We start from the raw sequence: 12299 nt of genomic DNA on the forward strand, positions 1-12299 counted from the left end.
CAGGCCGGCTTCCCGTCAGGCGCCGGGCGGCCGGGCCAGGCGGGCCGCGCACTCCAGCAGCATGGCGTGCACGAACGCCTGGGGCAGGTTGCCCCGTTGCTGGCGCTGGGCGATGTCGTACTCCTCCGAGAACAGGCCCGCCGAGCCGCACAGCCCGCGGGTGGCCTCGAACCAGCGGGCCGCCTCGACGGTGTCGCCCTGCTGGTGCTCGGCGAGGGCCATCAGGAAGCCGCACAGGACGAACGCGCCCTCCGCCTCGGCGAGCGGGCGTCCGTCGTGCCGGAACCGGTAGGCGTAGTGCCCGTCGGTGAGTTCGCGGCGGCAGGCGCGCAGCGTGGCGACCGTACGCGGGTCGTCGGCGGCCGGGGTACCGCGGTAGGGCGGGAGCAGCAGCGCGAGGTCGGGCGCCGGATCGCCGGGGGAGCGCTGCCAGCGGCCCGACGGGTGCCGGGCGCGCCGTGACGTGTGGGCGAGGATCCGGTCGGCCAGCGCGCTCCACTCGGCGGCGAGCCCGTCCGGCACCCCGGCCGGGCCGGCCGCGCGCGGGCGGGCGATCGCGCGCAGCCCGGCGGCGCAGATCAGCCGGCTGTGCGTCCAGGCGCGCTCCTCCAACTCCCAGATCCCGGCGTCCGGTTCGCGCCACCGCTGGGCGATCGTGGTGGCGGCGGTGCGCACCGCGGCCCGGGCGGACGGGTCCAGCCGGTCGTGCCGGGCGGCCGCCGCGTAGAGCAGCAGCGTCTCGCCGAAGACGTCCAGCTGGAACTGCCGGGTGATCCGGTTGCCGATCCGGTCATGGCCGCCCGGGTAGCCGGGCAGGTCGACCGTCCGCTGGTCGGGCACCGGTCCGCCGGTCACGGTGTAGGCCGGGGCCAGCCGGGGGCCGTGCTCGTCGAGCCGCGCGGTGGTGAACCGCACCGCTTCGTCCAGGAGTTCGTACGACCCGCAGGCGGCCACCGCCTGGCCGGCCAGGCACTGGTCGCGGATCCAGACGTAGCGGTAGTCGTAGTTGCGGCCGGCCTCGGCGCGCTCGGGCAGGCTGGTGGTCGCGGCGGCGACCATGCCGCCGCCCCCGGGGGAGGTGAGCCCGCGCAGCACGGCGTAGGAGAACCGGGCGTCGCGGCCGTCGAGGGTGTGCCCGAGGCCGGGCACGGCCGCCCGCCAGGCGCGTTCGGTGGCCCGCCAGGCCTTCTCCGGGTCCGGCGGCGGGCCGTCGAGGGGGCGGTCGGCGGCCTCCAGGACGAGGTCCAGCCGTTCGCCCGGGTGCAGGACGGTCTCGGCGGTGAGCCGGCCGTCCCGGTCGGGACGGGCCGATCCGGCACCCGTCCAGCGCAGCCGCAGCGGCCCGGTGCGCAGCGACCAGCCGTCCGCCGTCCGGCGGGGTTCGCGGTCGCGCCGGGGCCCGAAGCCCGATCCCGGCTCCAGGACGGTCCGGAAGCGCACCGGGGCGTACTCGGCGGTCAACCGGCGCAGCAGCACGAGCCGGTGCGGGTCCGCCGGCATGGCCAGCGCCTCCCGGCACTCCAGGATGCCGTCCCCGGCGATCCACCGGCTGCGGCGGACCAGCCCGCCGTCCTCGTAGTAGCCGCCCGGCACGAACCGGCCGACGGGTGTCACCGCGTACACGCCGCTGCCGCCGATCAGGCCGGCGAACAGCGGCTCGGAGTCCCAGCGGGGCGCGCACAGCCATGCCACCTCGCCGAACGGGCCCACCAGGGCGCCGCGTTCGCCGTCGGCGAGGAGGGCGTACTCGCGCAGGCTCCAGGGCGGGTAGGGCGGGAAGGCCTCCACGGCGCGACCCCGGCGCTCAGGCGACCTGCGGCAGGATCTGCTCGCGGTAGAAGTCGAAGAACCCCTCCTGCTCCTGGCCGATCTGCCCCACGTACACCTCGTCGAAGCCGGCGCCGACGTAGGCGCGCAGCTGATCGGCGTGCGCCTGCGGATCGTCGCCGCAGACCACCGACCGGGCCACCATCTCCTCGGTCACCAGCTCGGTGGCCTGCTCGAAGTGGCGGGGCGTGGGCAGCACCTGGGCGAGTTCGCCGGGCAGCAGCTCGCTCGGCCACAGCCGGTGGACGGTCTTGACCGCCCGCTCGCGGTCCTCGGACCAGCACACTTTCGCCCCGCCGATCACCGGGCCGGTGCCGCCCGCCGCCCGGTAGCGGCCGACCAGCTCGGTGTCCGGGCTCATGGTGACCAGGCCGTCCGCGAACTCCGCCGCCCGCTCGGCCGCCCTGGGGCCGAAGGCCGAGACGTACACCGGCAGCCGGCCCCCCTTCGGGGGCGTGTAGAGCCGGGCGTTCTCCACCGTGTAGTGGGTGCCGCGGTGGGACACCAGGTCACCGGTGAACAGCTTCCGCATCACCTCGACGGCCTCCTCCAGCATGTCCGCCCGCACCGCGAACGGCGGCCAGCGGTCGCCCAGCACGTGCTCGTTGAGCGCCTCGCCGGTGCCGACCCCCAGCCGGAACCCGCCCGCCAACTGCACGTCCGCGGTGGCCGCCGCCTGCGCCGTCACGGCGGGGTGCAGCCGGACGGTCGGGCAGGTGACCAGGGTGGTCACCGGCAGCCGGACGACCTGCGACAGCGCGCCGATCACGCCCCAGACGAACGGGCTGTTGCCCTGGGCGTCGTTCCACGGGTGGTAGTGGTCGGAGATCGCCAGCCGGGTGAAACCGGCCCGCTCCGCCAGCCGGGCCTGCTCGACCAGCTGGGCGGGGGTGAACTCCTCGCAGGACAGGAAGTAGCCGAACTCGGTCATGGCAGCCTCGGTTCCGTCGACGAGCCTTACCCGGAGCGGCTTTCCGGGACGGGCGCCGCCAAACTCCCCTCCGGCCGGGCGGGGTCCGCGGGGCGCTCGCCGGAGGCCCGGGTGCGCCGCCGACACGCCCCTGACACGCCCCTGATCCGGCCCGGGTTCGCGCCGACGTCGCGGGGTAGGCGTGCGGCATGGAGGACATCGGACCCGCGGCGGACGATTCCGCCGCCGACGACACGGAAGCACTCGACCTCTGCGACCACTGCGGGCGGGCCGTCGCCACCGCGGAGCTGCTCGGTGCCCTGGTGCCGGACTCCTCGGCCCTGCACTCCACCCAGTCCGCGCTGGACGGCAAGCGGCTCGTGGTGGCCTGCTGCGCGGACCACCTGGCCGCCCTGATCGCGGACTACCGCCACCGCCCCTTCGTCCCCGAGGAACAGTGGGCGGGGAAGGTCTGCCGGGCCCTCGCCGACTACGAGGACCCCGTCCCGCTGAGCGTGGTGGCCCGTCTGACCGGCCTCTCCGAGCAGCAGGCGGTGGAGGGCGTGGAGTGGCACAACGCCCGCGCCCGCGAGTGGCGCCGGCACTACGGCGACCCGGGCGACGACTGACCGGACGGCGCTCCGGCGTTCTCCTGGGGAGGACGGGATCGAGCAGCGGGCCGACCGCCCGGGGCGGGCCGGCGACCGCCAGCCCCTCCGTCCGGACCGCCGCCCTTCCGTCGCCCCGGCCTCGCGGGTGCCCGGTGCGACGGGCTACGACTCCAGCAGGTGGTCCAGCACCCGGCCGAAGACCAGGCGCCCCGCCCGGGCGAGGACGGGATCGAGCAGCGGGCCGATGGGCCGGGGCGGGCCGGCGACCGTCAGCTCCTCCGTCCAGACCGCCGCACTGCCGCCGCCGACCGCCCGGACCCGCAGCTCGGCCCAGCCGTGCACCGGGTGGCCGCGCTTGACCAGCCGGCACCGCCCGTCCCGGCCGGGGGCGGGGGCGACCAGCTCGGTGAGTTCCATCGGATCGTCGAAGCGCAGCGGCCCCAGGCCCGTCCGGGCCAGGACGACGTCACCCGCCGCCCGCCCGGTGCCGCGCACCACCGACACCCGGGTGAACGGCACCCGGTCCCCGTGCCGGGACCAGGCCGTCAGCCGCTCCCAGCACTCGGCGGCCGGCAGCGGCGTACGGCGGATCAGGACGAAGTGGGCCACAGCAGCCACCCTAGCGACGCCGACACCCTCGGCGCCTGGACGACCCTCCCGACGCCGCCACTCGGCGCACCAGGTCCTCCCGACCGGATCACCGCCGTCACGTCGTCGTCACCCACGACGAGGGGGCCCTTGGGCTGCTGGAGGAACCCGCCGACCGGTCGCGCAGCTACTTCTTCCGCAGGTCGCCCGAGAATCCGCCGACCAGCAGGTGCAGGCTGCCGTCCGGATTGCGGGTGTACACCTGGTCGTACGGAACGGCGGCGCAGCCGCTGAGCGCGTTCATCGGCGCGGTGCGCAGGACCACCCGGTCCGCCGTGACCTGGACGAGGTTGGCGGTCGCGTCGCAGTAACGGGTGCCGGCGCCCTCGTTGTTGTGGATCTGGGCGACCGGATCGCCGGCCCGGCCCTGGGTGATGGTGATCGCGAAGTCCGGCTGGACCAGGGTCTGCGGGCTGCCCAGGGTGCCCTGCCAGGAGCCGAGGAAGGCGGCCGGGATCTCGCCGTCCGGCGTCGGGGTGCCGGAGGTGGCGACGGGCGGGGGTGAGGTGCTCCCGTCGCCCGTGGTCGGGGTGCCGGTGCCCTTGTCGCGCATGGCCAGGAACACCGAGGTGCCCGCCAGGGCGAGCGTGAGGACGGCGGCGACCAGCAGCGCGCCGGGGCCGGGCCGGCGGCGGGCGGGCCGGGGCGCGTACGGGTACGGGGGGTGGTAGGGCGGGGGCTGTGTCGGCGAGTACGGCGTCGGCGTTGCCGGGTTCGGCGCGGGCGGGGTTGGCGCGGGTGGGTTCGGCGTGGGCGAGTTCGGCGGGCCGTCGGGCCACGGCTCCGCCTGGCCGAACTGACCGGTGGGGCCGGCAGGTTGGACGGTGGAGTCGCCGTCCAGGTCCAGCAGCTCGACGGCGAGCGAGGCCAGTGCGGCGGCGATCGCGGGCGGCAGCCAGTCCCGGTGCCCCAGCCGCTCGCCCGCCGTCGGGTCGGTGGCCGCCAGCCGCTCGCGCAGCTGCGCCGGGGTGGGGCGGCGGGCCGGGTCCTTGGCCAGGCAGTCCGCCGCCAGGGTGCGCAACTCCCGGTCGGCGATGTCGAGTTCGGGCTCGTCGTGGATCACCCGGTAGAGCAGTACCGCCGCGCTCACCCCCGAGCCGAACGGCGCGGTGCCGGTGGCGGAGTGGGCGAGCACGGCGCCCAGCGAGAAGACATCCGAGGCGGGCCCGGCGTTGCGGCCCTCGGCCTGCTCGGGGGAGAGGTAACCGGGGGAGCCGACCACGAAGCCGGACCGGGTCAGCGCGGTCGCCGCGTCCAGCGCCCGGGTGATCCCGAAGTCGATCAGGCGCGGACCGTCCAGCGCCAGCAGCACGTTGGAGGGCTTGACGTCCCGGTGCACCAGCCCTTGGGCGTGCACGCCCTCCAGCGCCTCGGCGAGCCCCACCCCGAGCGACCGGACGGCGGCGACGGGCAGCGGGCCGAAGTCCCGTACGGCGGTGCCCAGCGAGGGCCCGGCGACGTACCCGGTGGCCACCCAGGGCTGGGCGCCCTCGGTGTCCGCGTCCAGCACCGGGGCCGTCCACCGGCCGCCGACCCGCCGGGCGGCGGCCACCTCGTTGCGGAACCGCACCCGGAACTCCCGGTCCGCCGCGTACTGTTGGTGCACCAGCTTGACCGCCACCGTGCGGCCGCCCGCCGTGCGGCCCAGATAGACCCGGCCCATCCCGCCCGCGCCGAGTCTCCGCAGCAGGCGGTACTCGCCCACCTGCCGCGGATCCCCGTCCCCCAACGCCTCCACGCCGACTCTCCCCTCGCCGCGCCCGTCCGTCCTCCACGCCAGACGGTACCGCCGGGACGCTCGGTTCCGGTTCGGGCCGGTGGCACGGATCAGGAGGCGGGGCGGCGGGGAGGAGGAGGGCGGCTCAGCTCCGGGAGGCTCCACTGGACGCCTTGCCGGACGCCTCCGTCCGGGCCGGGCCCGCGGTGGTCTCGCCGACGGCTGCGCCGTGTCCCTCCGCGCCGCTTCCGCCCGCGCCGCTTCCGTCCGTGCCGTTCCCGGCCGAGCCGTGCCCGCCTGGGCCGTGGCCGTTCCGGTCGGCGAGCGCGGCCGGCGCCGGCAGGTTCGCCTGGTGGTCCGGCGGGTAGAACTGCCGGGCCCAGTGCCGCATCGCGCCGATCGGCCCGTCACCCGGGGCGAGCCGGGGCGGCGACACGTACCGCTTGGTGGACCAGATCGGGAAGTCCGCCGAGGTGAACTCGAGATTGCGCTTGAACATCGGGCCGGACAGCAGCCGGGTGACCGTCCGGCTGACCACCCGGGCGACGGTCGGCGGCAGCCCGGACGGCTCCGACATCACGAAGCGGCTGGCCTGCCGCAGCTGCATCCGGCCGGGGGCGACCTGGGTGGCCATGACCAGTGAGCAGATCTCCAGACCGAGCGAGGGCGTGTGCACGTCGGTGTGCAGCGCGGTCAGGCCGTACCCGTCCACGTCGACGTGGACCTCGCGCATCCCGAGCAGCGGGAAGGTCTCCCGGACGAGCATCGAGATGTGGAAGCTGGTGCCGTCGAACTCGACCGGCGCCGCCAACTCGCCCTGCGGCCAGCCGTGCAGGGTGACGAAGTGGCCCAGGTCGAAGGAGTTCTCCATGACGTCCTGGGCGTAGCCGGGCATCTCGAAGGAGGCGTACCGCAGCGGTTGCCGACCGTCCCCGAGCCGGTGCCAGGCGGGGATCTCCCAGTCCGGCTCCCGGCCGTCGTGGTGGCGCCAGACGAAGACCGCCTCGTTCACCTCGCGCACCGGCAACTGGGTGAGCGCGGCCTTGGGCGGGGTGGTGCCGTACCCGGTGCGCACGCAGCGGCCCTCGGCGTCGAAGGCGAACCGGTGGAAGGGGCAGACCAGGTCGTCGCCCTCGACCGCGGCCAGGCCGAGGTGGGCGCCCAGGTGCGGGCAGTACGGGCGGATCGCGCGCAGGCGGCCGTTGCGCAGCCGGTACAGCACGACGTCCTCGCCCGCGAGCTGGCGGGTGAGGACGGTGCCGGGCTTGAGCTCGGCGGAGAAGGCGAGTGCGGACCAGCCGTCGGGATAGGGCAGCGCCGGTGGCAGGGCGACGTCGGCCGCGGTCGGGCGGTTGCTGACGGGGTGGACGTGCTTGGACACGCGCATGAAGTCTCCTGTCGGTCTGCCCGGCGCCGCCCCTCCCAGGCGATTAGCGCTCGAACAGAATGGAATTCAGATGCTATCCATGGATCGGGAGCACGTGCACGGACAATCTCCCTAATGAGCAACAAGTCTGATGATCATTCAGATTTCTGCGTTCAGGAATTCGATTGATCCCGGCCGCCCCGCCTGACCCGGTGGTTCGGGTGTCATGAACCGAGCTCTCGGGACCGCGTCCTCCGCCGCTCCGCGCACTGCCCTCCCGGCCCTTTCCGGGCGCGGGAATCCGACGATCCCCGATGTGTCGTTCTCCCCGCTGGGTCACCGGAACCGGCGTGCGCCGACACTGTCCGCGCCCCGGCTGCCCCCGCGCGCCTTAGCGACCCGGGTGGGGGTGCGCCAGGATGGTCAGCTGGTCGTGTCCGTGGTCTGCAGGAGGAGGCAGCGTGGGAGAGCACTCGAAGCCGGCGAAGGACCCCGGCCAGGGGACGCCGCCGCCGGGCAACGCCGACGGCAAGGTGACCACGCCGCCGCCGAGCAGCGGCAAGCACAAGAAGAAGTGACCGTGGGCGACGACGCGGGGCCCGGTTGCCGGCCGGCCCTGGATGCGGAGATGGAGCGGGCCGGGGCGTGGCCGGAGGATTCGCCGTGGCTGCGGGAGGCCTTCACCGCGCTGCCGCGCGAGCGGTTCGCGCCGGGCCGGCTGTGGCGGTGGGACGGCTGGGCCTACGTGCCGGTGGACTCGTCGGGCGACCCGGACGGGTGGCTGGCCGAGCTGTACGCCGGCCCTCACGCGCCGGCCGTCACCCAGCTCTCCGGTGGCCTGCCGTCGTCGTCGCTGTCCGCGCCGTCCGTGGTGGCGGACATGCTGGACAGCCTGAGGCTGGAGCCGGGGCACCGGGTGTGGGACGTCGGCACAGGGCAGGGATGGACGGCGGCCCTGGCCGCGTGGCGGGCCGGACCGGGCCTGGTCGTCTCCACCGAGGTCGATGAGCGGCTGGCCGCCTTCGCCCGCGGCCGGCTCGCGGCCGCCGGGCTCGACGTCGAGGTGGTGGTCGGCGACGGCACCGCCGGCGGACCGCCGGGCGGCGGCCGGGTCGACCGGCTGCACGCGACCTACGCGGTCGAGGCGGTGCCGTGGTCATGGGTGGCGGCGGTGCGGCCGGGCGGGCGGATCGTCTACCCCTGGGGACGGCTGGGGTACGTCGCGCTCACCGTCGGCGACGGCGGTTGCGTCGCGCACGGCTGGGTGCACGGCCTGGCGCAGTTCATGGGCGACCGCACCGGTCCGGCGCAGGCGGGCGCCGGGCGCCCGGCCTACGCCGCGGTCCGCGGCGACGCCGAGCCCGAGACCAGCAGGGTCCTCGACCGCGACCCGGCCGCGCTGGAGGACTGGAACCTGCGGTTCGCGCTGCGCGTCGCCGCCCCGGACGCCGTGCTCTCCACCGAGCAGGGCGCGGACGGACCGGTCGTCCTGGTCCACGACGGCGACCGCTCGTGGGCCGAGGTCGGCCCGGGAGCGGACGGGCGACCGGTGCTGCGGCAGGGCGGGCCACGCCGGCTCGGCGACGAGCTGATGCTCGCCTGGGCCCAGTGGGACGGTCTGGGCCGCCCGGGCCCGTACGACTACGGCGTCACCGTCACCCCTGATGCCCAGTGGGCGTGGCAGGGCGATCCGCAGGACGGTCCGCGCTGGCCGATCGGAGGCCGGCTGCCGGCCGCGCGGTAACCGATCGCCCGCGACCCGGTGCGCGGTGGGACGTCCGGCCGCCCGGCGGGCAGGTGCGGTGCGGTGCGGGGCGTCCGGCGGCCCGGCGGGCAGGCGGAGTGCGCCGAGGCGTGCGCCGGTGCGCCGGGTCGGTGCGTTCACTCAATTCGCGTGGTGAGACAGCGAGTTGGCGATCCGGCCGGATGTGGTGGAGCATAGGCCGGGCCCGGTCCGTTGCGGTGCGCTTGCGCCGCGGCCGAGGCGCCGTACAGCTGCTGGGAGGAGGCGGTCCGGTGACTGCGGAACGTCCGTTTCTGGTCCGGGGGAAGGCGGTACCCCTGGCCAGGTACCTGGCGGAGGAGGACATCGAGGGCCTGGTGGCCTGCTCGTGCGTCGGGAACGAAGTCAGCATCGACCTCGCGGACACCAGGATCCTGGTGAGCCTGGTCGACGTCGCCGACACGGTGAGGCTCAACTTCCACATGGTCCAGGACGGCCCGGCCAAGCCCCGCTCCTGGTCGCGCCGGGTGCCCGTCGGCACCGGGCCGCGCGAGATCGCGTCCCGGATAGCGCTGGACGTGCGGGCCCTGGAACGCGAGCTGGCGCCGCTGCGCCGTCGCCCGCCCCGGACGGTGCCGACGCGGCACCGTCCGGGCTGAGCCCGGTGGGAGGCGTCCACTGGCCCGGGTCCGGCGGCGGGGGAGCTGCCGGACCCGGACCGGTGCGGTTCCGGTCGGGTCAGCAGCTCTGCGGGCGGCGGAAGTCGGGCCCAGCCGTCCGGAGGACGGCATCCCACTTGTCGCGCGCGGAAACGTTCTTCCGCCGTACGTCTGGCCGTTGCCCGCCACGACCGGTAGGGATCTGGTGGCGCTGCTAGAACCGCAGCGCCCGACCTTTCCCATCCGTGGTCACACCGCCGGGCCACGAGCCCGGACGGTGGTCAGGAGTCAGCCTCATGCGGAGCACCTCGAATCCCGGGAGCACCTCGAATCCGGGGACCGTCGCCAATCCGGGGACCGTCGCGAATCCCCGGAGCACCTCGAATCCCCGGACCACCCGGAGAACGCCGCGAGTTCGGCGCCGAATCCCGGCGGTGGCCTCCGCCGCGGTCGTGGTGGCGGCGCTGGTGGCGCTGCCCGGCGGCGTGGCGCAGGCGGCATCGCCCGACATCGTGATCAGCCAGGTGTACGGCGGTGGCGGCAACTCCGGTGCCCCGTACGCCAACGACTTCGTCGAGCTGTACAACCGCGGCACCACCCCGGTGTCCGTCACCGGCTGGACGGTGCAGTACGCGTCGGCCGGCGGCTCCAGCTGGTCGCGGACCACCCTCTCCGGGACGATCGCGCCCGGCCACTACCTCCTGGTCCAGGAGGCCGCCGGGGCCGGGGCGGGCGCCGCGCTGCCGACGCCGGACGCGACCGGCACGATCGCCTTGTCCGCGACGTCCGGCAAGGTCGCCCTCGTCACCAACGGCACGGCGCTGACCTGCGCCTCCGGCTGCGCGAGCCAGCCCGGGGTGAAGGACTTCGTCGGCTACGGCAGCAGCGCCGGCTCCGCCGAGGGCTCGCCGACCGGCAACCTGTCGAACACCACGGCCGCCCTGCGCAGGGGCGGCGGCACCATCGACACCGACGACAACGCGGCGGACTTCGCGATCGGCGCGCCCGCGCCGCGCAACTCCTCCACCGGCGGGGGCGGCAACACCGGCGGCACCCGGATCCACGACATCCAGGGCGCCGCCCGCACCTCCCCGCTGGCCGGCAGCGCGGTCAGCGCGGTGCCCGGCGTGGTGACGGCCGTCGGCCCCAACGGCTTCTGGTTCCAGGACCCGCAGCCCGACAACGACCCCGGCACCAGCGAGGGCGTCTACGTCTACACCGCCGGCGCGCCCTCGGTCGCGGTCGGCGACTCGGTCACGGTCGGTGCCACCGTCAGCCAGTACCGCCCGGGCGGCACCGGCGGCACCACCAACCTGTCGATCACCGAACTGACCGCGCCCACCGTCACGGTGGTCGCCCACAACACGCCGCTGCCCGCCGCCACCGTGGTCGGCCAGGGCGGGCGGATACCCCCGTCCGCGGTCATCTCCGGCGTCACCTCCGGCGACGTCGAGACCGCGGGGAACTTCCAGCCCGCCACCGACGGCCTGGACTTCTGGGAGTCCCTGGAGGGCATGCGGGTCGAGCTCGACAACGCGGCCGTGGTCGGCCCGACCAACAAGTTCGGCGAGGTCCCCGTCGTTCCGCAGGGCAGCGGCACCCGCACCAACCGGGGCGGCATCCTGCTGCAACCGAACGACGGCAACCCGGAGCGGGTCGTCCTCGGGAAGGCGCTCGCGCCCACCCCGACCGCGAACGTCGGCGACACCCTGACCGGCGCCACCGTCGGCGTGCTCGACTACGCCTTCGGCAACTTCACCCTCCAGGTCACGGCGACCCCGACGGTCACCCCCGGCGGCACCGCCCCCGAGGTCACCGCCGCGCCGACGGCCGGCCAGCTCGCCGTGGCCACCTTCAACGTGGAGAACCTCGCCCCGTCCGACCCGCAGAGCAAGTTCGACGGCCTCGCGGCGGGCATCGTCACCAACCTGCGCTCGCCCGACCTGGTCGCCCTGGAGGAGATCCAGGACAACAGCGGTGCCACCAGCGACGGCACGGTGAGCGCGACCCAGACCCTGGCCAAGCTCACCGCGGCCATCACCGCGGCCGGCGGCCCTTCCTACTCCTACCGGGAGGTCGACCCGGTGGACGGCCAGGACGGCGGGCAGCCCGGCGGCAACATCCGCCAGGTCTTCCTGTTCCGCACCGACCGCGGCCTCTCCTTCACCGACCGCCCCGGCGCCGGACCGACCACCGCCGACTCCGTGGTGAACGCGGGCGGCACGCCGCAGCTGGCCTACTCGCCCGGGCGGATCGACCCGGCCAACGCGGCGTTCAACTCCAGCCGCAAGCCGCTCGCCGGTGAGTTCCGCTGGAACGGCAAGCCGGTTTTCGTGATCGCCAACCACTTCAACTCCAAGGGCGGCGACCAGCCCCTCTTCGGCCGCTACCAGCAGCCGGCACACCCCTCGGAGAGCCAGCGCCACGACCAGGCCGCCGTGGTGAAGGGCTTCACCGACCAGATCCTGGCCGTGGACCCGAACGCGTCGGTCATCGTGCTCGGCGACCTCAACGACTTCGAGTTCTCCGGGACCACCGACATCCTCACCGCCGGTGGTTCGCTCACCGACCTGCCGCGCACCCTGCCGCCGGCCGAGCGCTACACCTACGTGTACGAGGGCAACTCGCAGGTGCTGGACCACATCCTGATCTCCGGCTCGCTGGCCGCCACGGCGTACGGCTACGACATCGTGCACATCAACAGCGAGTTCCGCACTCAGCTCAGCGACCACGACCCGCAGGTGGTGCGCATCCCGCTGCCGTAGCGGCACCTGTCGTCCTACCGGCACCGACCGCCCGGGCGTCACCGTGCCCGGGCGGTCGGTGCCGGGCGGTCAG

At 75.0% G+C, this 12299-nt stretch carries 9 protein-coding genes; 4 read left to right on the top strand and 5 right to left on the bottom strand.

Annotated features, from left to right (window positions below; genetic code table 11):
* Nucleotides 1-15: 15 nt before the first annotated feature.
* Together ACZ5GH_RS35480 and ACZ5GH_RS35485 are read right to left on the bottom strand one after the other, a co-directional pair.
* A complete protein-coding gene (locus ACZ5GH_RS35480) occupies nucleotides 16-1788 on the bottom strand; it encodes a glycoside hydrolase family 15 protein (protein WP_387756022.1) in 1773 nt (590 codons plus the stop codon).
* A gap of 16 nt (nucleotides 1789-1804) precedes the next feature.
* Nucleotides 1805-2758 carry a TIGR03557 family F420-dependent LLM class oxidoreductase gene (locus ACZ5GH_RS35485; protein ID WP_464336396.1) on the bottom strand — a complete coding sequence of 318 codons (954 nt, stop codon included), beginning with the start codon at nucleotides 2756-2758 and terminating at the stop codon, nucleotides 1805-1807.
* 188 nt (nucleotides 2759-2946) lie between these two features.
* On the opposite strand from ACZ5GH_RS35485, the gene ACZ5GH_RS35490 reads away from it, so the two are divergent.
* Nucleotides 2947-3366, top strand: coding sequence for a hypothetical protein (locus tag ACZ5GH_RS35490; RefSeq protein ID WP_387756026.1), 420 nt, complete (start codon nucleotides 2947-2949; stop codon nucleotides 3364-3366).
* A gap of 144 nt (nucleotides 3367-3510) precedes the next feature.
* On the opposite strand, the gene ACZ5GH_RS35495 is transcribed toward ACZ5GH_RS35490, so the two are convergent.
* The 3 genes from ACZ5GH_RS35495 to ACZ5GH_RS35505 all read right to left on the bottom strand — a co-directional run bounded on the left by ACZ5GH_RS35495 (nucleotide 3511) and on the right by ACZ5GH_RS35505 (nucleotide 7100).
* Nucleotides 3511-3957, bottom strand: a complete 447-nt coding sequence (locus tag ACZ5GH_RS35495) for an SRPBCC family protein (protein WP_387756028.1) — start codon at nucleotides 3955-3957, stop codon at nucleotides 3511-3513.
* 166 nt (nucleotides 3958-4123) lie between these two features.
* Nucleotides 4124-5701 carry a serine/threonine-protein kinase gene (locus ACZ5GH_RS35500; RefSeq protein WP_464336397.1) on the bottom strand — a complete coding sequence of 526 codons (1578 nt, stop codon included), beginning with the start codon at nucleotides 5699-5701 and terminating at the stop codon, nucleotides 4124-4126.
* Nucleotides 5702-5858: 157 nt separating this feature from the next.
* Nucleotides 5859-7100, bottom strand: coding sequence for a Rieske 2Fe-2S domain-containing protein (locus ACZ5GH_RS35505; RefSeq protein WP_387756032.1), 1242 nt, complete (start codon nucleotides 7098-7100; stop codon nucleotides 5859-5861).
* 559 nt (nucleotides 7101-7659) lie between these two features.
* Here ACZ5GH_RS35505 and ACZ5GH_RS35510 point away from each other — a divergent pair.
* The 3 genes from ACZ5GH_RS35510 (at nucleotide 7660) to ACZ5GH_RS35520 (ending at nucleotide 12226) form a co-directional block, all read left to right on the top strand.
* The gene (locus tag ACZ5GH_RS35510; protein WP_464336398.1) at nucleotides 7660-8823 is read left to right on the top strand and encodes a methyltransferase domain-containing protein; all 1164 of its coding nucleotides are present in this window, start codon (nucleotides 7660-7662) and stop codon (nucleotides 8821-8823) included.
* 272 nt (nucleotides 8824-9095) lie between these two features.
* A complete protein-coding gene (locus tag ACZ5GH_RS35515; protein ID WP_387756036.1) occupies nucleotides 9096-9461 on the top strand; it encodes a hypothetical protein in 366 nt (121 codons plus the stop codon).
* A 434-nt stretch (nucleotides 9462-9895) separates the two neighbouring features.
* Nucleotides 9896-12226, top strand: coding sequence for a lamin tail domain-containing protein (locus ACZ5GH_RS35520; protein ID WP_464336399.1), 2331 nt, complete (start codon nucleotides 9896-9898; stop codon nucleotides 12224-12226).
* Nucleotides 12227-12299: the final 73 nt, after the last annotated feature.

The organism is Kitasatospora sp. Xyl93 (assembly GCF_055383135.1).